The 18457-nt window shown below is 70.4% G+C and carries 19 protein-coding genes; 1 reads left to right on the top strand and 18 read right to left on the bottom strand.

What is annotated here, in order from left to right:
* Window positions 1–33 precede the first annotated feature (33 nt).
* Window positions 34–915 carry a 30S ribosomal protein S2 gene (gene rpsB, locus K3888_RS03065; protein WP_230928766.1) on the bottom strand — a complete coding sequence of 294 codons (882 nt, stop codon included), beginning with the start codon at window positions 913–915 and terminating at the stop codon, window positions 34–36.
* Window positions 916–1311: 396 nt separating this feature from the next.
* On the opposite strand from rpsB, the gene K3888_RS03060 reads away from it, so the two are divergent.
* The gene (locus tag K3888_RS03060; protein ID WP_230928765.1) at window positions 1312–1917 is read left to right on the top strand and encodes a M23 family metallopeptidase; all 606 of its coding nucleotides are present in this window, start codon (window positions 1312–1314) and stop codon (window positions 1915–1917) included.
* 51 nt (window positions 1918–1968) lie between these two features.
* On the opposite strand, the gene K3888_RS03055 is transcribed toward K3888_RS03060, so the two are convergent.
* The 17 genes from K3888_RS03055 to ftsY all read right to left on the bottom strand — a co-directional run bounded on the left by K3888_RS03055 (window position 1969) and on the right by ftsY (window position 18366).
* On the bottom strand, window positions 1969–2928 hold the full coding sequence (locus tag K3888_RS03055; RefSeq protein ID WP_230929067.1) for a tyrosine recombinase XerC: 960 nt from the start codon (window positions 2926–2928) through the stop codon (window positions 1969–1971).
* Between the two features lie 100 nt (window positions 2929–3028).
* Complete coding sequence (gene dprA, locus K3888_RS03050; RefSeq protein ID WP_230928764.1) at window positions 3029–4234, bottom strand: DNA-processing protein DprA; 1206 nt, start codon at window positions 4232–4234, stop codon at window positions 3029–3031.
* Complete coding sequence (locus K3888_RS03045; RefSeq protein WP_230929066.1) at window positions 4234–5751, bottom strand: YifB family Mg chelatase-like AAA ATPase; 1518 nt, start codon at window positions 5749–5751, stop codon at window positions 4234–4236. The genes dprA and K3888_RS03045 overlap by 1 nt, the downstream gene beginning before the upstream one ends.
* A gap of 2 nt (window positions 5752–5753) precedes the next feature.
* Window positions 5754–6170, bottom strand: coding sequence for a YraN family protein (locus K3888_RS03040; RefSeq protein ID WP_230928763.1), 417 nt, complete (start codon window positions 6168–6170; stop codon window positions 5754–5756).
* A 144-nt stretch (window positions 6171–6314) separates the two neighbouring features.
* Window positions 6315–6620 carry a DUF2469 domain-containing protein gene (locus K3888_RS03035; protein ID WP_007632861.1) on the bottom strand — a complete coding sequence of 102 codons (306 nt, stop codon included), beginning with the start codon at window positions 6618–6620 and terminating at the stop codon, window positions 6315–6317.
* Window positions 6617–7261 carry a ribonuclease HII gene (locus tag K3888_RS03030; RefSeq protein WP_230928762.1) on the bottom strand — a complete coding sequence of 215 codons (645 nt, stop codon included), beginning with the start codon at window positions 7259–7261 and terminating at the stop codon, window positions 6617–6619. Before K3888_RS03030 ends, K3888_RS03035 begins: the two co-directional genes overlap by 4 nt.
* A gap of 41 nt (window positions 7262–7302) precedes the next feature.
* Complete coding sequence (lepB, locus tag K3888_RS03025; protein ID WP_230928761.1) at window positions 7303–8067, bottom strand: signal peptidase I; 765 nt, start codon at window positions 8065–8067, stop codon at window positions 7303–7305.
* A gap of 62 nt (window positions 8068–8129) precedes the next feature.
* Window positions 8130–8471 carry a 50S ribosomal protein L19 gene (gene rplS / locus K3888_RS03020; RefSeq protein WP_230928760.1) on the bottom strand — a complete coding sequence of 114 codons (342 nt, stop codon included), beginning with the start codon at window positions 8469–8471 and terminating at the stop codon, window positions 8130–8132.
* A 165-nt stretch (window positions 8472–8636) separates the two neighbouring features.
* Window positions 8637–9407, bottom strand: coding sequence for a tRNA (guanosine(37)-N1)-methyltransferase TrmD (trmD, locus tag K3888_RS03015; protein WP_230929065.1), 771 nt, complete (start codon window positions 9405–9407; stop codon window positions 8637–8639).
* A 35-nt stretch (window positions 9408–9442) separates the two neighbouring features.
* The gene (gene rimM, locus K3888_RS03010; protein WP_230928759.1) at window positions 9443–9976 is read right to left on the bottom strand and encodes a ribosome maturation factor RimM; all 534 of its coding nucleotides are present in this window, start codon (window positions 9974–9976) and stop codon (window positions 9443–9445) included.
* A gap of 29 nt (window positions 9977–10005) precedes the next feature.
* Window positions 10006–10248: an RNA-binding protein gene (locus K3888_RS03005; protein WP_230928758.1), complete on the bottom strand. Its 243-nt coding sequence runs from the start codon at window positions 10246–10248 to the stop codon at window positions 10006–10008.
* Window positions 10249–10253: 5 nt separating this feature from the next.
* Complete coding sequence (gene rpsP, locus K3888_RS03000; protein WP_230928757.1) at window positions 10254–10739, bottom strand: 30S ribosomal protein S16; 486 nt, start codon at window positions 10737–10739, stop codon at window positions 10254–10256.
* 210 nt (window positions 10740–10949) lie between these two features.
* Window positions 10950–12497, bottom strand: a complete 1548-nt coding sequence (gene ffh / locus K3888_RS02995; protein WP_230928756.1) for a signal recognition particle protein — start codon at window positions 12495–12497, stop codon at window positions 10950–10952.
* 118 nt (window positions 12498–12615) lie between these two features.
* The gene (locus K3888_RS02990) at window positions 12616–14940 is read right to left on the bottom strand and encodes a [protein-PII] uridylyltransferase (protein ID WP_230928755.1); all 2325 of its coding nucleotides are present in this window, start codon (window positions 14938–14940) and stop codon (window positions 12616–12618) included.
* A 48-nt stretch (window positions 14941–14988) separates the two neighbouring features.
* The gene (locus tag K3888_RS02985; protein ID WP_230928754.1) at window positions 14989–15327 is read right to left on the bottom strand and encodes a P-II family nitrogen regulator; all 339 of its coding nucleotides are present in this window, start codon (window positions 15325–15327) and stop codon (window positions 14989–14991) included.
* Between the two features lie 27 nt (window positions 15328–15354).
* Window positions 15355–16650, bottom strand: coding sequence for an ammonium transporter (locus K3888_RS02980; protein WP_230929064.1), 1296 nt, complete (start codon window positions 16648–16650; stop codon window positions 15355–15357).
* A 216-nt stretch (window positions 16651–16866) separates the two neighbouring features.
* Complete coding sequence (gene ftsY / locus K3888_RS02975; RefSeq protein WP_230928753.1) at window positions 16867–18366, bottom strand: signal recognition particle-docking protein FtsY; 1500 nt, start codon at window positions 18364–18366, stop codon at window positions 16867–16869.
* Window positions 18367–18457: the final 91 nt, after the last annotated feature.

The following is an 18457-nucleotide window of genomic DNA, read 5'->3' as shown; positions in this document are numbered from 1 at the left end:
GGGCCCGACATGTCTCGAGCGGGTGCCTGAGGATCAGACCTCGGTGGCGGGCGCCTCGGGGGCGGCCTCGGCGGCGGGCGGCTCCGCCACGGGCGACTCGGTGCCGGTGATCTCGGCGGGGGCCTCGGCGGCCTCCGGAGCGGCGGCCTCGCCGGTGACCTGGTCGAGTTGCTCGGTCTCCCACTCGGCGAGGGGCTCGGCCTGGTCGCCGGTAGTCTTGCCGGCCTGCGAGCGGGCCTTGAGGCCCTCGGCGACGGCGGAGGCGATCACGCGGGTCAGCACGGTCACGGAGCGGATCGCGTCGTCGTTCGCCGGGATCGGGTAGTCGACGACATCCGGGTCACAGTTGGTGTCGAGGATCGCGACGACCGGGATGTTGAGCTTGCGGGCCTCGCCGACGGCGATGTGCTCCTTGTTGGTGTCGACGACCCACACGATCGAAGGTACCTTGGCCATGTCACGCATACCGCCGAGCGTGCGCTCGAGCTTGTTCTTCTCACGCGTGAGCATGAGGATTTCCTTCTTGGTGCGACCCTCGAATCCACCCGACTGCTCCATCGACTCGAGCTCCTTGAGTCGCAGGAGCCGCTGGTGCACGGTCTGGAAGTTGGTGAGCATGCCGCCCAGCCAGCGCTGGTTGACGTACGGCATCCCGACCTTGGCGGCCTCCTCGGCGATGGCCTCCTGGGCCTGCTTCTTGGTGCCGACGAACAGGACGGTGCCGCCGTGGGCGACGGTCTCCTTGACGAACTCGTACGCCTGGTCGATGTACGTCAGGGTCTGCTGCAGGTCGATGATGTAGATGCCGTTGCGGTCGGTGAAGATGAACCGACGCATCTTCGGGTTCCAGCGACGGGTCTGGTGACCGAAGTGAGCACCTGCGTCGAGCAGCTGCTTCATGGAGATAACTGCCATGATGGGTTGAGGGCTCGTCCGGCTTGGAAGCAGCCGGACCGCGAGGCCCTCGTCCTCGCTTTCTGAATCTGTATCGGGTTACGCCCTTCAGCCGGGTGGCCTCGGGCCCTGGTGTCCGCGCCGGACCTCACCCCTGAACAGCCAGGGGCACCAACTGGTCCGTCGTCCGGAGATTCCGTGATCCGGGGGATCACGGGTCCGGATGCTCCACCGCAGGCGGGGCAGGACACGCGAAGTCAATCGACTGCAGAGTCGACCGCACGGGAAGCATATCCGTTGGTGCGTCTGTCCGCCAAGACGGCGACGGCGACGAACACCTGTGGATGGTCGTCGAGTTTCTCCACACCCGGCGCCGGGACTCTCGCGCCGCGCCCCGGGACACGCTCCACTGGAGTCATGGGAGACGAGCGAGGCATACCGGGAGCCGTGCGGATCGTCCGTGCCGGAGCCACAAGGGCCGGCGCCGCCGCGGTCGGGGTGGCGGTGGCGGGGGTTCTGCTCGCCGCTGTGCTGCCCCACCCCGCCGCGCCTGCCGCCCCGACGGTGCGGTTCCGCAGCCCCGTCCCGGGCCCGGCGGTCCCGGTGACCGGCTTCGATCCCCCCGATCACCGCTGGCTCGCCGGGCATCGGGGCGTCGATCTGGCGGCCGAGCCCCTGTCGCCCGTGCTCGCGCCGGCACCCGGCACCGTGCTGTTCGCGGGGTCGGTGGGCGGAAAGCCGGTGCTCTCCCTGGATCATGGCGACGGCCTACGGACCACCTACGAACCGGTGACGGCGAGTGTCAGGAAAGGCGATGAGGTCTCGACGGGCCAGACGGTCGGCCACCTCGTCGCGGGACACCCGGGGTGCCCCATGGAAGCGTGCCTGCACTGGGGCGCACGCGTCGCTTCGGGGAACCCGGGAGGTGACGACGACGACTACGTCGACCCACTGTCGCTGACACTCGCCTCGGACCGGCCGATCCGACTCAAACCCACCCGACCCGGGGACGGCGAAGCCTGATCACTGCGCCGGGCCGCGCCTGCCTTACTCGCCCTTTCCCCCGCCCCGGTCTCATGCCCGCGGGTGGGCTCCGCGGTATGCGGCGCGGAGGCGATCGGCCGAGACATGGGTGTAGATCTGCGTGGTCGCCGGCGTCGAATGCCCCAACAGTTCCTGAACATGGCGCAGGTCGGCGCCGCCCTCGAGGAGGTGTGTCGCCGAACTGTGCCGCAGGGCGTGCGGCGAGACCCTGGGCGATCCCGGGGTCACCGCCGTAACCTCGTTGACGATCCGACGTGCGGCCCGCGGGTCGAGCCTGCCGCCCCGGGCCCCCAACAGCAGAGCTGGTCCGGAACGGTCGGTGGCAAGAGCTCGTCGCCCCGCGTCGAGCCAGACCCGCAATGCGGCCTCGGCCGGGCGGCCGTAGGGAACCGAACGTTCACGGCCACCCTTGCCGAGTACCCGCAGCAGGCGTCGTTCCCGGTCGAGGTCGTCCACGTCCAGTCCACACAGCTCGGCCACCCGGATCCCGCAGGAGTACAGGAGTTCCACGACGAGCTGGTCCCGTACGGCGATCGGGTCGCCCTCCGCCGCCCCGAGTTCGGTCGTCCGCAGCACCTCGGCGGCCTGGGCGGTCTGCAGCACCTCCGGAAGGTGCCGCTGCGCCTTCGGCGCCTCGAGGCGGGCGGCGACATCCGTCGGGACGAGTCCCACCCGGCTCGCCCAGGTGCTGAATGATCGCGCCGCCGCCACCCGCCGCGCGACGCTCGAGCGCGCCGCCCCGGCGGAGACCTGTTCGGCGAGCCACCCCCGGAGGGCGGGCAGGGTGAACGCCCCGGCGAGATCGGCTGCGCAGGCCGGGCCCCCCGGCTCGGTCGAGAGCCGGGACAGCAGCGCTCGCGCGTCGGAACGGTAGGCGCGGACCGTCGCCTCGGAGCGGGACCGGCCGGCGCGGAGATGGTCGGCGAAGTCGTCCAGGACGGGTTCGAGCGCGGGAGGCACTTCGCGACCGACCGCCCCTTGTGAACCCATGCGTCCCATGAGTCCCATCATCACCCCACCCGCGATCGCACGCAAGAAGAACACCGCGGGCTTCGCGCAGCCATCACCGGCCGGGCCCGCTGGCGCCCAGTCAGCCCACCGACAGGCTCATCTGCACGCCGCCCCCACCGGATCGTCGCCAGCCCTGCGATCCCCGGACCGCCGCTCCGGTCGACATCAGTCGACCCAGCACCGCCCGGGTCGTGCTCGGCGGGATCCCCGCCGACGCCGCGACCTCGGCCGGTGCCACACCACCGGTGGTGGGGAGGGCCTCCAGCACCCGCCGGGTCACGTCATCCAGCCCGTCCCAGGTCGAGGTGCCCCCGGACGGCGGCGCCGCCGTCTCCCCCATATCGCCGGCCAACTCCACCACGTCGGCCGTCCGTCCGATCAACACGGCTCCGCGATCGCGGATCAGCAGATGGGTCCCGACCGATGCCACCGACGTCACAGGACCCGGAATCGCGCCGACCGGCCGCTCCAGCGCCGCCGCCCACGCCGCGGTGCTCAGGGCCCCGCTCCGTGCGGCCGCCTCCACCACGATGGTCGCGGATGTCAGGGCCGCGATGATCCTGTTCCGGTCCAGGAACCTGTACCGGGTCACGCCGGTCCCCGGGGGCTGTTCCGAGATCACCGCCCCGGTTTCCGCGATCTGCCGGAGCATGGAGTCGTTCCCCCGGGGGTACAGCCGGTCCACGCCTCCTGCCAGAACCGCGATGGTCACCCCTCCCGCCCCCAACACGGCACGGTGCGCGGCGGCGTCGATCCCGAACGCTCCCCCGGAGACCACGGTGAAGTCCTCGGCCGATACCCCGGCGGACAGGTCCGCGGTCACCGCCCGCCCGTACGCGGTGGGTGCGCGGGTTCCGACCACCGCCACCGACCGACCCAGCGCCGTGGCCGGATCGGCGGGACCACGCCACCACAGCCCCAGCGGCCGTAACGCCGTGGGCACCCCGCCCGTGCCATCGCGCCGTCTCCCCCGTGGTCGATCGAGGGGCGCGACAAGCCAGTCCGGCCAGCCGGGATCGCCCGGCACCAGCAGCCGTGCCCCCGACCTGTGGGCGTCATCCAGAAGTCCGGCCCCGTCGACCACGTCTCGTCGTGCCTCGGTCTGGTCCGCCAGCCCCTCGGGCACCTGCTTCCTCCGGATCCGGTCGCGGGCCTCGACCGGCCCGACCGTGTCCACCAGGTCCCAGAGTTGTGCGGTGGGCCTTTCCGTCACCGCGCCCAGATAGGCGTACGCCGCGCGGACCTCATCCGTCGCCGGGACCACCGTCTCGAAAAGCCCTGCCATCAGTCCTCTCCTCTCAGCACCATCGCCTCGGCGACATGCGATTCGGTGGGCACGACGGCCCCCTGCAGGTCCGCGACCGTCCACGCCAGACGGAGACACCGATCCACACCACGTGGCGACAGGACACCGTGGGCCAGCGCACGGTCCAGCGGGCGGAGGGCACGCCTGTCCAGCGCCTTCAGTGATCGCAGGACCCGCCCGGGCACGCCGGCGTTGGCCGTGGCGCCGTTCGCCTCCGCGCACCCCGCCCACCGATCGGCAGCGGCGGCCCTCGCCGTCGTCACCCTGGCCCGCACGACCGCGGTGTCCTCGATCTCCCCCACCGCGAACAATCCGGAACCGACCGGCAGAGTCCGCGCGGCGATATCGATCCGGTCCCGCAGCGGACCGGTCAGAGCCCGCCCGTAGCGGCGGCGCGCGTCAGGCGAGCAGGTGCAGTCGTCCGGCCTCGCGGCGCCACAGGGGCAGTCGTTCGCCGCCATGACGAGTTGGAACCTCGCGGGAAAGACCATGATCCCGTCGCTGCGGGCGATCCGTATCTCGCCCTCCTCCAGCGGTGTCCTGAGGCTGTCGAGCACGCGGCCGGAGAACTCCGCACATTCATCGAGGAACAGCACTCCCCTGTGCGCCAGCGAGACCGCCCCGGGTCGCGGTGTGGTGGAACCGCCGCCGACGAGGGCCGCCGTCGACGCGTCGTGGTGCGGTGCGACGAACGGCGGACGACGCAGCAGCGGGTCCCGAGAGGAGAGCTTGCCCATGACCGAGTGGATCGCGGTGGCCTCGAGCGCCGCCTGCTCGTCCAGATCGGGCAGCAACCCGGGGAGCCTGCGCGCCAACATCGTCTTGCCCGTCCCGGGGGCCCCACGGAGGAGAACCGCGTGGCCGCCGGCCGCCGCGACCTCGATGGAACGTCGGCAATCGTCCTGGCCCACCACCTCGGCCAGGTCGGAGTCATCACCGTCCGCGACGCCCCGCGGCGCCGCCGCTTCCGAGACCAGATCCCCTGAGCCGCGGCACCAGACGGCGATCATCGCGAGCGAGTCCGCCCCGGCCGTGGCGATCCCCCTGACGAGACGAGCCTCCGCCAGGTTCGCCCCCGGCACGATCGCCCGTTCCAACCCGGCCTCCCGTGCGGCGAGGACCGCGGGCAGGACGCCTCTCACGGGCCTGATACGCCCGTCCAGCGCGAGTTCCCCCACCAGCAGCGTCCCCTCGAACGCCGCGGCCGGGAGCTCGCCCGACGCGGTGAGGACCCCGATCGCGAGCGGGAGATCGAAGCCCGAGCCCCGTTTGGGCACCGCCGCCGGCGACAGTGAGAGCACGACCCTACCCGGCGGCCAGGTGAGGCCGGAGTTGACGACCGCAGCCCGGACCCTGTCCCTGGCCTGCAACACCGCCTTGTCCGGCAGACCCACGATGCTCACCGCCGGTAACCCACGGCCCACATCCGCCTCGACCTCGACCAACTGTCCCCCGACCCCCTGGAGGGTGACCGCCCACGTGCGTCCGAGCGCCACTGTCACATCACGTCCTCGAGCAGCTCCAGCCGCGGACGATCGGACTCGGACAGGTCCACCCCGACGACGTCGAAGCACACCTGACGCCACCCGCCCGGGTTGGCTGCGAGCCAGTACTTCGCCACCATGCGAACCTGGTGCTGCTTGGCCGGTGTGACCGACTCGGCGGGGGTGCCGAAGCCCGGCCCCGTACGGGTGCGCACCTCGACGAACCGGAGACGACCCGCGGCGTCGAGCACCACCAGATCGAGCTCCCCGGCCGCACACCGCCAGTTCCGTGCCAGGACCTCGGCGCCCCTGGACCTCAGGAGCGATTCCGCGTGCTTCTCACCCGCCCTCCCGATCTGTTGCCTCCGGTCCGGCCTGCGTCGCCCGGACGTCCCCGCCCTCCGGCTCCGGTCCCCCTCGTGACCCGACATCGCCCGCCCCTCCCGGCGACCCGGCCCACCCGGGTCCGCCGGGGATCACCCTGCCGGACGCAGACGACCCGGCCCGCTGGACGCGAGCCGGGTCGGCGACGGTCTGTGGAGAGTCCGGGGCCTGTGGACAATCGCCCCGGATGCCTACTCGGGAAGGCGGAGCTCGGGCTTGTCCAACTCCTCGATATTGACGTCCTTGAACGTCAACACGCGCACGTACTTGACGAAACGAGCAGGTCGGTACATGTCCCACACCCAGGCATCGGACATGCGGACGTCGAAGTACACCTCGCCGTCAGCGGACCTCGGGATGAGTTCGACGGCGTTGGCGAGGTAGAAGCGGCGCTCCGTCTCGACGACATAGGTGAACTGCCCGACGATGTCGCGGTACTCGCGATAAAGCGAGAGCTCCATCTCGGTCTCGTAGTTCTCCAGATCCTCGGCGCTCATCTCGTGCTCCTCGAATGCGCCTGCGCGGCGCGACGGACGTTGGCGTACGACATGCGATGAATGTCGCTGGGACCGAGTTCCTCGATCGCCCTGGCGTGACGTGCGGTCCCGTATCCCTTGTGGGAGGCGAACCCGTAGCCCGGGTACCGCGAGTCGAGGTCCACCATAATCCGATCCCGCGTCACCTTCGCGAGGACACTCGCAGCGGCGATGGATGCGACCACCGCATCACCCCCGATGACCGCCGTGGACTGACACCCGAGCCCGTCGACGGCGAACCCGTCCGTGAACACGAAACCCGGCGACGGATCCAGCCCGGCCACCGCGCGACGCATCCCCTCGAGGTTGCAGCGGTGGATCCCCCGCGCATCGATGCGCTCCGGATCGATCACCACCACAGACATCGCCACCGCACGGCGCATGACCGCGTCGTGGAGTCGTTCACGGGTGGCGGGCGAGAGCTTCTTCGAATCATCGAGGTCCGCGAGCTCGGGGTGTAACCGGTCCCCGAGAACGCACGCCGCGACGACGAGAGGGCCGGCGCAACAACCCCGGCCCGCCTCATCGACCCCGGCGGCGGGGCCCAGACCGCGACGTGAGACGGCCGCCTCGAGAGCCAGACGACCAGCCCTGAGGGTCACCCGCGCGCGGTCCGGCAGGGCCGGCCTGAGACCGACCGGCCTCACCCGACGCTGATGTCCGGGGAGGAGACCGTCCCGATCCGGTTGAAGGGCAGGATGATCGCCTGGACCTTGCCGATGATGTTCTCGCCCGGCACCGTCCCCTGGAACTCGTCGCCCATGTGGAAACGCGAGTCGGCCGAGTTGTTCCGGTTGTCACCCATCACCCAGTAGTTGCCCTCGGGCACCGTGACGGGCCCGAACGCACAGTTCATGGGATTGCGGTTCACCGTCGGATCCTCGTTGAGGTACGGCTCGGCCAGCGGCTGACCGTCCACCAGCAGCCGGCCGTCCGGGGAACATCCGCCCACCGTCTGGCCACCCACGGCGACGACGCGCTTCACGAGGTCGTTCTGGTCGGGCGGGACGACGCCGATGACGCCGCCGATGTTCTCCAGGGTGCGGATGACGGGATTGTCCGATCGGATCGACTGGTAGCCCTGGTTCCAGGAATCCGGCCCCTTGAACACCACCACATCGCCGGGCTCCGGGTCACCGAACCGATAACTGATCTTGTCGACGAAGATCCGGTCCCCGGTGCATCCCACGCAGCCGTGGAGCGTGGGCTCCATCGACTCGGAGGGGATCTGGTACACCCGCCCCACGAAGGTCTGGAACACGAAGACCAGGACGAGCGCGATCACCACCAGCAAGGGAATCTCTATGTACCAGGGCTGGCCCTTCTTCTCGACGCCGCGAGCCGGGGCCCCGTCTTCACGGGGCCCCGGCTCGGCGGGGTCATGTCCAGGCGATTCGGTGCTGCTCACCCGGACGAGCGTAGTCGATTCCCTGCCACCGTCGGCGGCCGAGTAGGACTCGCTCTACGCGATCAGCGCTTCTCCTTGATCTTCGCGGCCTTGCCGCGGAGAGCACGCAGGTAGTACAGCTTGGCGCGACGGACGTCACCGCGCACCAGCACATCGATCCGGTCGATGTTCGGCGAGTGCACCGGGAAGGTGCGCTCGACGCCGACGCCGAACGAGACCTTGCGGATGGTGAAGGTCTCGCGGACGCCGCCGCCCTGGCGACGGATCACGACGCCCTTGAAGACCTGGATACGCTCCTTCGTGCCCTCGATGACCTTGACGTGCACGTCGAGCGTGTCGCCGGCCCGGAACTCGGGGATGTCGTCCCGCAGGGACTTGTTGTCGATGAAATCGAGAGTGTTCATTGATGTTCCTTGCATGTCAGGAATGAGGACAGAGGACCCTGGCGCCCACCGCACGCGGTGGGACAACCGGTTCGTGCCCCGGATCAGCGCGACCGACGACGGGCGTGCAGGACGCCCCGAAGGTCAACCTCGTTAGTGTGCCATCACCGGTGCGCACGCCCCAAATCAGGGCTGCGGCGGCACCCATCCGAGCTCGGCGAGCAGGGCCAGATCCGGTGTGTCCAGTTCGGCGCGGGCCAGCAGCTCCGGTCGCCGCTCGGCCGTCCGGCACAGCGACTGGTCCCGACGCCAGCGGTCTATCCTGGCGTGGTTCCCGGACTTGAGTACCTCCGGCACCGCGCGATCCCGCCAGACCTCGGGCCTGGTGTACGAGGGCCCCTCGAGCAGGCCGTCGGAGAAGGAGTCCTCCTCGTGGCTGCGGCGATTGCCCAGAACTCCGGGCAGGAGGCGGACGACCGCCTCGGCGATCACGAGTACGGCCACTTCTCCCCCGATGAGGACGTAGTCGCCGATGCTGACCTCTTCGACGTCCATCGTCTCGGATGCCTCGTCGACCACACGCTGGTCGATCCCCTCGTAGCGCCCGCACGCGAACAACAGGTGTCGCCGGCGCGCGTAGCGATGGGCGTCGGACTGGGTGAACGGTCGGCCAGCGGGGGTGGGCACGATCAGCAGCGGCCGGTCGTCACCTCCGGTGTCCGGGTGCGGCACGGGGACGAGATCGTCCAGTGCCTCGCCCCACACGGTGGGGCGCATGACCATGCCGGGGCCACCGCCGAACGGGGTGTCGTCCACGGATCGGTGGACGTCATGCGTCCAGTCACGCAGGTCGTGTATCCCCACCTCGACGATCCCGCGGTCGACGGCTCGGCCCAGCAGGGCCAGCCGGAGCGGGGCGAGGTACTCGGGAAACACCGTGACGACGTCGAGTCGCAGCGCCGGGCCGGCCCCACCACGTTCGTCGGCGGCGGTCACGAGCTGCCCAGTTCGAGCAGTCCTTCCGGCGGATCGATCACACACGTGCCCCCGGCGAGATCCACTTCCGGGACCATCTCCGTCACGAAGGGCACCAGCGCGTCGGATCCGTCGGCGAGACGGATGCCCAGCAGTTCGCCCGCGGCGGTGTGCACGACCTCGACGACCTCACCGAGGCGGTCGCCCGAGGTATCGAGCACACGGAGTCCGACCAACTGGTGGTCGTGGAATTCGTCCGGGTCCTGCGGGTCGGGAAGCGCCCCGGAGTCGACGAGCAGCAGCATGCCGCGCAGCGCGTCGGCGGTGTCCCGGTCCCCCACCCCTTCGAGACGCACGAGAAGCCGCCCGGAGTGACTCCGGGCGGCTTCGATCGTCACGTCACGATCCGCCGTGTTGTTGCCACGGCCGGTGCGGCCGACGAGACGGCTCGCGGGGGCGAACCGCTCCTCGGGGGAGTCGGTCCGCACCTCGACCACGAGCTCGCCGCGGACGCCGTGCGATTTGACGACGCGTCCGACGACGAGCTCCATGGTGTCCTTGTCCTCCGGCTAGCGGTGGGTCAACGGTCGGTGTCGACCACGTCGACACGGATTCCCGGGCCACCCACAGCGGTGACGATGGTCCGGATCGCCGATGCGGTGCGACCACCACGGCCGATCACCCGACCGAGGTCGGACGGGGCGACCGTCACGCGGATCACGGCGCCGCGCCGGCCACCACTCGACCGCACTGCCACCGCGTCGGGATCCGACACGATGCCGCGGACGAGATGGTCGACGGCGTCGACAACCATGTCGTTCATCAGACTCAGGCCTCTGTGGACTCGGCCTCGGCGGCCTCGCCCTCGGTGGACTCGGCCGCAGCGGCCTCCTCCGCCTTCTTGGCCTCTTCGGCCTTCTTGGCCTTCTCGGCCTTGCGCTTGGTGGTAATGGCCTCGGCGGACGGCTCGCCCTGGGCCTCCTCGAGCGCCTTGTTGAACAGGTCCAGCTTGCTGGGCTTGGGCTCGGCGACCTTCAGTGTGCCCTCGGCGCCCTCGATGCCCTTGAACTTCTGCCAGTCACCGGTCAGCTTGAGCAGCTGCTCGACGGCCTCGGTCGGCTGGGCGCCGACGCCGAGCCAGTACTGGGCGCGCTCGGAGTCGATCTGGACGAAGCTGGGCTCCTCCTTGGGACGGTAGAGACCGATGGTCTCGATCGACCGGCCATCACGACGGGTGCGGGCGTCGGCCACGATCACGCGGTACTGCGGGTTGCGGATCTTGCCGAGGCGGGTGAGCTTGATCTTGACGGCCATGTGGGCGTCTCACTTTCTGTTGCAGGTCACGTGGCGATTCAGCGACGCCCGCACTGGTTGCGGGGCCCGGTTTCGCCTTGCGGGTGACCGCCGGTCGGCACGGAGCCCGCGCTTGCGCGCGTGGTTCCACCGGTGACGGCGTCCGGCAGTCCAGTCTAGACCGCCGCGCCGCCGGGGCACCAATCGCCCCGCCCGGCGCAGCATCGTGTGTCAGCGCTTGGGGAACTTCAGGTCGTTGATGTCGATCCCCTCGAGACCGGGCGGGAGCTGATCCAATCCCGGCGGCATCTGTGACAGGTCGGGCATTCCCTGAGGCATACCGGGCATGCCGCCCGGCATCATCCCGCGGTTCTTGGGCGGTGTGGGGCCGCGCCCCTTCTTGCCCTTCTTGCCCTTGCGCTGGTTCTTGCGGCCCGCACCCGGCATACCCATCTGGCCGGCCATCCGGCTCATCATCTTGCGGGCCTCGAAGAAGCGGTCCACGAGTTGATTGACGTCGGTCACGGTCACGCCGGACCCCTTGGCGATGCGCTGGCGGCGGGACCCGTTGATGACCTTCGGGTTGGCCCGCTCCTCGGGGGTCATGCCGCGGATGATGGCCTGGATGCGGTCCAGGTACTTCTCGTCGATGTCGCCGACGGCGGACTTCATCTCCTTGCCGCCCGGGAGCATGCCGAGCAGGTTCCCGATGGGACCCATTTTGCGGATCATCAGCATCTGGTCGAGGAAGTCCTCGAGGGTGAGCTCGCCCGAGCCGATCTTCGCGGCGGTCTTCTCGGCCTCCGTGGCGTCGAAGACGGTCTCGGCCTGCTCGATCAGCGAGAGCACGTCGCCCATGCCGAGGATGCGGCTCGACATCCGCTCCGGATGGAAGACGTCGAAGTCCTCGAGCTTCTCGCCGTCGGAGGCGAACATGATCGGGGTGCCGGTCAGCTCGCGGACGCTGAGCGCCGCGCCGCCTCGGGCATCACCGTCGAGCTTGGTGAGGACGACACCGGTGAAGCCGACTCCCTCACGGAACGCCTCGGCGGTGATGACGGCGTCCTGACCGATCATGGCGTCCAGGACGAAGAAGGTCTCGTCCGGCTGGACGGCGTCACGGATCCCCCGCGCCTGGGCCATCAGCTCGTCGTCGATACCGAGCCGACCGGCGGTGTCGACGATCACGACGTCGTGCATCTTGGCGCGGGCGTGTGCGAGTCCGCGCTGGGCCACGGAGACGGGCTCCTGCACCCCGACGACCTCGCCGTCACCACCGACGGAGGTGCCGGGGTGCGGCGCGAACACCTGGACCCCGGCCCGCTCACCGACGATCTGCAGCTGATCCACCGCGCCGGGGCGCTGCAGGTCGCAGGCCACGAGCAGCGGGGTGTGGCCCTGGCCCTTGAGCCAGTGTGCGAGCTTCCCGGCGAGGGTGGTCTTACCCGCGCCCTGGAGGCCGGCCAGCATGATCACGGTCGGGGGCTGCTTGGCGAACTCGATCCGCCGCGCCTCACCGCCGAGGATCGCCGTGAGCTCGGCATCGACGATCTTGACGACCTGCTGCGCCGGGTTGAGTGCCTCGGACACCTCGGCGCCCTTGGCCCGCTCCTTGACCCGCGAGATGAAGGCGCGCACGACCGGCAGGGCGACATCAGCCTCGAGTAGCGCCAGCCTGATCTCGCGCGCCGTGGCGTCGATGTCCGCGTCACTGAGCCGGCCTTTGCCACGGAGGTCCTTGAGCGCACCTGTGAGGCGGTCGGACAAGGATTCGAACACGGCAACAGCTCCCTGGTTCGCGGCCCGGGGACGGAGAACCCCGGTGTCGTCGGCGACGACTCCACACAGGGTATCGGGACACACCGCGTCAGCACACGCGGAGGTAGTCGAGTCCGTATCAGGACAGCGCGGCCTCGACGACCGCCGCCGTGCCGAGCACTGCTCCCCGCCCGGACAGCGCGAAGGCGTCCTCGACCGCCGAGCCGCGGGTTCTCACCAGAACCCAGTCGATTCTCGCACCGGCACCCAGGAGCGACGAGACGATCGAGGCGAGCAGCCCCGGCCGATCCCGGGCCCGCACCTCCAGGATCAACCCGTCCCCGTCGGAGCGTGGGCTGACGATGACCGACGCCGGGACGTCCGGGGGCCGGTGCGCGGGTGCCCGCCCCAGCGCGTTGCGCATCGTGCTCGGCAATCCCGAATCGATCGACCGCCGCAGGTCCTTGGCGAGCAGCCGGGGGTCCACCGGCGCCCCGAATCCCGTGGACACCGTCATCGTCGCCCGCATGCCGCCGGGCGGCCGCAGGTCGATCCGTGCGTCCACGACCTCCAGCCGGTGGAATGCCAGGACCTGTGCCGCGACCTCGAGCGAGCGTCCCCCACCGGGCACGACGAGAGTGACGTCGTGACGGGTCCCGGCCCCCCGGGTCCGGAGGTCGACGACGACGTCGGGCGGCCCGTGCGGGCGGGTCGCGTCCACCGCGGGCGGCTCGAGATCCCCGGGACGACCGGACGGTGTCGCCCGGCACGCGGCCACCAGGGCTGCGTGAGCGGCCGCCCTCCCCTCGGTCCACACCGTCGGTCCGGTGGCGATCGAGTCCGCTTCGGTCAGGGCGGCCAGGACGTCCATCGCCACCGCGTCGTGTTCCAGCACCGACATGAGCATGGCGGGCGTGGCCGGGTCCCGTGGGTCGTGACGAGATCCCGACCTGGCGAACAACAGGTGGTGTCGAACGATTCGTACGAGCGTCTCGCCGTCGTCATCATCCAACCCGAGCCGTACCGCCACCGGCCGCACCATCTCCGCACCGTTCTCGCTGTGATCCCCGGGCCGGCACTTGCCGATGTCGTGGAGCAACGCCCCGAGTAACAACAGATCGGCGCGGCGCACCGAGGTGGTGAGTCGCGAGGCGACCACCACCGTCTGGATGAGGTGGCGGTCCACCGGGAAGACATGGGCGCGCTCCCGGGCCGGTAGGTCGCGGATCCCGGACCACTCGGGCAGCAGCCGCTCCCACAGCCCGCTGCGGTCGAGCGCCTCGAACACCGGCGGCAGGGTGTCGCCGGAACCCAACAACACCAGCAGATCGGACAGCGCGGCCGCGGGCCACCGCCCCTCCGGCTGCGGGCAGCGCTCCGCGAGCACACCGAGAGTCGCGGGAGCGATGGGGAGCCCTACGCGTGCCGCGGCGGAGGCGACGCGCAGCGGCAGCCACGGATCGGTCTCGACCCGCGCGCCACGGGCCAGCGCCACCTCCCCGGCGTGCTCCACCACCCCGTCCGCCAACGGACGGCGAACCGGTGACCGCCGCAGTAATCCGGTGAGCCCGCGTGTGGACAGCGCCGCGCACGACACCCGCAGCGCCTGATCGGTGGTGAAGGCGATCGTGCGGGAGGCGTCGCCGAGGGACCGGGCCAGTTCGAACCGGTCACCCACGCCGAGCGCACGGCCGACCTCGTCGCCGTACTGGGCATGCAGGACCTCGCGCGCGCGGCCGCTGATGCGGTGCAGTTCGGTTCGCGCATCGAGGACCCTGGCATGCGCTGTCGCCAGATCCTCGGGCCTGGCCGACCGACCGTCACACAGGTGCGCCAACGTCAGCGCCGACACGAGCTGGCGGTCCCGCAGGCCTCCCGCCCCGTTCTTGAGGTCGGGCTCGGTGAGATGGGCGATCACGCCGGCGCGCCGGCGGCGGGCCGCGGCCGCGTCGACCAGGTCGTCGTATCGGGAGGCGATCTGGCTCCGCCACTGACGGCGCGCGCCGTCGATCACGAGCGCTCCCAGGTCGGCGTCGCCGGCCACGACGCGGGCGTCCAGCAGACTCAGCCCGGCACACACGTCCGAGGCGGCGACGGTCAGACACTGGTCGACGGTCCGGACGCTGTGGTCGAGCTCGATCCCGGAATCCCACAACGGGTACCACAGCGACTCGGCGATTCTCGCGAGCTCCCGGTCCGGGCGCCGTTCATGCACGAGAACCAGGTCGAGATCCGAGAAGGGGAGCACTTCGCGGCGCCCGAGGCCGCCGAGCGCGACGAGCACGAACCCGCTCCGGTCCCCGATGCCGGCCTCCTGTGCCAGGAGGGCGAGTTCCCGCTCGTACAACTCGCACAGGGCGCCCCTCAGGGCGTCCGCGGGTAGGTGCTCGGGAGACACACCCAGGAGTTCCGCGCGTCCCTCGCGGAGCGCCCGGGCACGCTGGATACCGAATGTCCCGCTCATGGGGACTCCTCTCCGCCTCGCGGCGATACCCGGGCTCCGGCGGGCCGCTCAGATGGCGGCCGGGCCCTCTTCGCCGGTGCGGACCCGGACGACGGACTCGACCGGGGTGACCCAGACCTTGCCGTCGCCGATCTTGCCGGTGCGGGCCGAATCGACGACCAGGGCGATGACCGCGTCGACAGCCTCGTCGTCGACCACCACCTCCACCCTGATCTTGGGGACGAAATCCACGGCGTACTCCGCGCCTCGATAGACCTCGGTGTGTCCCTTCTGGCGGCCGTACCCCTGCACCTCGCTGATGGTCAGTCCGTGGATTCCAGCCTGCTCCAGCGCCGCCTTGACGTCGTCGAGTGTGAACGGCTTGATGATCGCGGTGACGAGCTTCATGTCGTGATGTCCTTTCGTGGGGCCGGCTCAGCGGATGAGCGCGGTGGTGGAGGGTTCGTACGCCGTCTCCGCGTGCTGGGAGCCGTCGATTCCCGACTGTTCGTCGGTAGCATCGATCCGCCACCCGAGGGGCCTGCAGATCGCCCAGGCGATCGTGGTCATCACCGCGGTGAACACCAGCGCCGCCACCGCGATCACCGCCTGGATCACGAGCAGTTTCCAACCGTCGGCGGAGTAGAACAGTCCGGCCGCGGTGTCGAAAGTGCCGGTGGCGAACAGGCCGATCGCCACGGTGCCCCAGAGCCCGGCGACGAGGTGGACACCCACCACGTCGAGAGAGTCGTCGTATCCGAACCGGTACTTCAGCCCCACCGCGAGCGCGGACAGGATGCCGGCGACCGCTCCGAGCGCGACAGCACCGAGCGGACTGACCGAGCCCGCAGCCGGCGTGACGGCCACGAGTCCGGCGACCACGCCCGAGGCGGCCCCGAGGCTGGTGGCATGCCCGTCCCGGATCCGCTCGGCGAGCAGCCAGCCGAGCATCGCGGCGGCGGCGGCCGCGGTCGTGTTGACCCATGCCAGCCCGGCCGCGCCGTCGGCACCGAAGGCCGAGCCGGCGTTGAAGCCGAACCAGCCGAACCACAGCAGTGCGGCACCGAGCATGACCAGCGGCAGGTTGTGCGGACGGTAGGCGGTGCGCCCGAACTCCAGACGTTTGCCGAGGAGCAGGACCAGCACGAGCGCAGCGATACCCGCGTTGATGTGGACGACCGTGCCGCCGGCGAAGTCGATCGGGGCGACCGACGCGGTCAGGCCGCCCTCACCGTCGTCGACGGTGCCGAAGATCCTCGCGGCGATCCCGGTCTCCGAGTGCGAGAGCAGACCGCCTCCCCACACCATGTGTGCGAGCGGGAAGTACGCCAGGGTCACCCAGACGCCCGCGAAGGCCAGCCAGGTCCCGAACCTCACCCGCTCGGCGAGCGCCCCCGAGATGAGCGCCACCGTGATGATCGCGAAGGTCACCTGGAAGGCGACGTCGACGACCTGCGGGTAGGCGCCGGAACCCGACGCCACCCAGCCCGAGGCGTCGCCGATCACCCCGGAGAGCCCGAACATCTCGAAGGGGTTGGCGAACACGCCGCCGACGGACTGTCCGCCGTAGGACATCGACCAGCCCCACAGCAGGTAGATGATGCCGACCAGGCCCATCGACCCGAACGACATCATCATCATGTTGAGCACGGACTTCTGCCGGGACATCCCGCCGTAGAACAGCGCCAGCGCGGGTGTCATGAGCAGGACCAGGGATGCCGCCATGAGCATCCAGGCCGTGTCTCCCGTATCGAACTCACCTGTCACGATGCGGTCCTCCTCGTCTCGCGGGGAGGCGTCTTGTCGCCACCCCGTCCGAGATAAGAGATTTCCGCCGTCGTGTTGCGGCCGGTGCGCCCGCACGTTTCCGGTCGGTTACGCGCGGGCGCCTTTCGTTCCGTTCCTGTGTCCTGCGCCCCGGTACTTACACGGCAGCCCCCGACCGGGTCAGGTGCCGAGCAGCGCGTCGACGAACGCCTCCGGGGTGAACGGTGCCAGGTCGTCGGCGCCCTCCCCGAGTCCGACGAGCTTCACCGGCACGCCGAGTTCGTGCTGCACCTGGAAGACGATTCCGCCCTTGGCGGTGCCGTCGAGCTTGGTCAGCACGACGCCGGAGATGTCCACGACGTCCTTGAACACGCGCGCCTGCATGAGGCCGTTCTGACCGGTGGTCGCGTCGATCACGAGCAGGACCTCGTCCACGGGGGTCTTCTTCTCCACGACGCGCTTGACCTTGCCGAGCTCATCCATGAGGCCCGTCTTGGTGTGCAGTCGACCGGCGGTGTCGACGAGCACGGCGTCGACTCCGGTCTCCACACCACGCGCGACGGCGTCGAAGGCCACGGAGGCCGGGTCGGCGCCCTCCTTGCCGCGCACGACCTCGGCGCCGACACGCTCGGCCCAGGTCTGGAGCTGGTCGGCGGCCGCAGCACGGAACGTGTCCGCGGCGCCGAGGAGGATGGCGCGGCCGTCGGCGACCAGCACGCGGGCGAGCTTGCCGGTGGTGGTGGTCTTACCCGTGCCGTTGACGCCGACGACGAGGAGGACGGCCGGCGTCCCGTCGTTCGGCAGCGCCCGCAACGAACGGTCGTACTCGGGGTGGAGGTTGTCGATGAGCGTCTGCCGCAGCAGGTCGCGCACCTGCGCCTCGGTGCGGACCTGGCGGGTGGCGATCTCCTCGCGCAACGTGTCGACCACGCGCTCGGTCATGGCGGCGCCGAGGTCGGCCATGATCAGGGTGTCCTCGATCTCCTCCCACGCGTCCTCGTCGAGATCGCCCGCACCGAGCAGTCCCAGCAGGCCCTGACCGACCGAGTTCTGCGACCGCGACAGGCGGCCGCGGAGCCGATCCAGGCGTCCGGCGGACGGATCGATGCGCTCTATGGGGGCGACCGGCTCGGGGGTGCCGGTGATGACGTCCGGCGAATGGACGGGGACCTCGTCGTCGGGGACCTCGGGTGGGACCACCACGGGCTCGACAGGGGTCGGCTCCACGACCACGGTCTCCGCGCTCGGCCCGGGTTCGATGTCCGGCTCGGGCGCCGGCTCCGGCTCCGCCGACGGCACCGGGGGCACGGCAGTCGGAGCCGACGACGCGGGCTCGGCAACCGGCGCGGCGGGCGCCGGATCGGCCGACGGGATCGAGGGCTCGACAGGGTGCGTGGTGGGCCCGGACGGAACCGCGGGTTCCGCGGGGGCGGACGTCTCGCGCGGCAGCGGCTCCTTCGGTGGCGCGGCGGTGGCAGCCCCTCCGGCCTGGGTGAACGAGAAACCCGTTCCAGCCTGATAGTTGCCGGAGCGCTCCTGTTGGGTGAGCTCCTTGTTCTCCTCGGGTTTGCTGAGGGTGATCTGTCGGTTCCTGCGGAGCTGCAGCCCCACGACGAGCGCGATGACTGCCAGCAACAGCACGACGGCGACGGCCACGATGATCCAGGTGGTGGTGTTCACGGTGCCCAGTATGGCCGAACGCCCCCTTCGTCATCTCGATCCCGGGGGTCCGGAGCGGCCCTAGACTGACGCTCGTCACCGGAAGGAGGTG

This window comes from Dietzia aurantiaca (assembly GCF_021033825.1).
GTDB lineage: Bacteria > Actinomycetota > Actinomycetes > Mycobacteriales > Mycobacteriaceae > Dietzia > Dietzia aurantiaca.
Note: the sequence above shows the minus strand (reverse complement) of the source record. Positions and strands in the feature narration are given on the sequence as shown.